Annotated in this window: 1 protein-coding gene; it reads left to right on the top strand. The window is 70.6% G+C overall.

Annotation, left to right across the window (positions count from 1 at the left end; translation table 11 throughout):
* Nucleotides 1-287: 287 nt before the first annotated feature.
* Nucleotides 288-1,889 (top strand): glutamine-hydrolyzing GMP synthase, encoded by a 1,602-nt coding sequence (gene guaA, locus ACWEJX_RS37745; protein ID WP_451611925.1) that lies wholly within the window; start codon nt 288-290, stop codon nt 1,887-1,889.
* Nucleotides 1,890-1,997 lie beyond the last annotated feature (108 nt).

Here is a 1,997-nt window from a genome sequence, read left to right as displayed (position 1 = left end):
GCCTTGTCGGCCCGGGGCGCCTGGGAAGTCGCTTGTCAGTTGCTCAAGCAGCACGACCATGGCATCCGGACCGGCCGGTGCCATAGGTAAAGAGGAAGGTCGTGAGCTCGCGCATGGGGCACAGTATGGACCCCGCGCGGCGCCCCGGGGCAACTCGGGCCCGGATCGTGAGACGAAGGCCACCCCGGTTCGGATGGTGAGACGAAGGGCAAGCGCGCCGCGCCGGTAGAATCGACAAATAGCCCCCCTCTCGGGGGAACCCCTCCTACCGCCGGAAGGCCGCCGTAGTGTCATCAGCGACTCCCGCTGCCGCGCCCGACGTCACCAACCCGGACGTAGTCCTCGTTGTCGACTTTGGCGCCCAGTACGCCCAGCTCATCGCCCGTCGCGTCCGTGAGGCGCGGGTCTACAGCGAGATCGTCCCGTCCACCATGCCGGTGGCCGAGATGCTGGCCAAGAAGCCGAGGGCGATCATCCTCTCCGGCGGCCCCTCGTCCGTGTACGCCGAGGGCGCCCCGCGCCTGGACCGCGAGCTCTTCGAGGCCGGCGTCCCCGTCTTCGGCATGTGCTACGGCTTCCAGCTGATGGCGACCACCCTCGGTGGCACCGTCGACAACACGGGCGCCCGCGAGTACGGCCGTACGCCGCTGCACGTCTCCAAGGCCGGCTCCACCCTCTTCGAGGGCACGCCGGTCGAGCAGTCCGTGTGGATGTCGCACGGCGACGCCTGCTCCGCCGCCCCCGAGGGCTTCACCGTCACCGCGTCCACGGACGTCGTGCCGGTCGCCGCCTTCGAGAACGACGAGAAGAAGCTGTACGGCGTCCAGTACCACCCCGAGGTGCTGCACTCCACGCACGGCCAGCAGATCCTGGAGCACTTCCTCTACCGCGGCGCCGGCATCGAGCCCTCCTGGACGACCGGCAACGTCATCGAGGAGCAGGTCGCGGCCATCCGCGCCCAGGTCGGCACCAAGCGCGCCATCTGCGGTCTGTCCGGCGGCGTCGACTCCGCCGTGGCCGCCGCGCTCGTACAGAAGGCCATCGGCTCGCAGCTCACCTGCGTCTACGTCGACCACGGTCTGATGCGCAAGGGCGAGACCGAGCAGGTCGAGAAGGACTTCGTGGCCGCCACCGGCGTCCAGCTGAAGGTCGTCGACGCGCAGGAGCGCTTCCTCGCCGCCCTCGCCGGCGTCTCCGACCCGGAGACCAAGCGCAAGATCATCGGCCGTGAGTTCATCCGCGTCTTCGAGCAGGCGCAGGCCGAGATCATCGCCGAGGGCGCCGCCGACGGCGAGGAGGTCGCCTTCCTCGTCCAGGGCACGCTCTACCCGGACATCGTCGAGTCCGGCGGCGGCACCGGCACCGCCAACATCAAGTCCCACCACAACGTGGGCGGCCTTCCCGAGGACCTGGAGTTCGAGCTCGTCGAGCCGCTGCGCCAGCTCTTCAAGGACGAGGTCCGCATGGTCGGCCAGGAGCTCGGCCTGCCCGAGGAGATCGTCCAGCGCCAGCCGTTCCCCGGCCCCGGCCTCGGCATCCGCATCGTCGGCGAGGTCACCAAGGACCGTCTGGACCTGCTGCGCGAGGCCGACGCCATCGCCCGCGAGGAGCTGACGGCCGCCGGTCTCGACCGCGAGATCTGGCAGTGCCCGGTCGTGCTGCTCGCCGACGTGCGCTCCGTCGGCGTCCAGGGCGACGGCCGTACCTACGGCCACCCGATCGTGCTCCGTCCGGTCTCCTCCGAGGACGCCATGACGGCCGACTGGTCGCGCCTGCCGTACGAGGTGCTCGCCCGCATCTCGACCCGCATCACCAACGAGGTGCGGGACGTCAACCGCGTCGTCCTCGACGTGACCAGCAAGCCGCCGGGCACCATCGAGTGGGAGTAGTCCCTCCCGCTGACCGGTGAAGCCGCCGCCCCCGATTCGCACCGGGGGCGGCGGCGTCGCCGTTTACGGTGCGGGCGGCGGCTTCGCCGTTGCGGCTGCGGGCCGTCC

Source organism: Streptomyces sp. NPDC004788, assembly GCF_053601115.1.
Note: the sequence above shows the minus strand (reverse complement) of the source record. Positions and strands in the feature narration are given on the sequence as shown.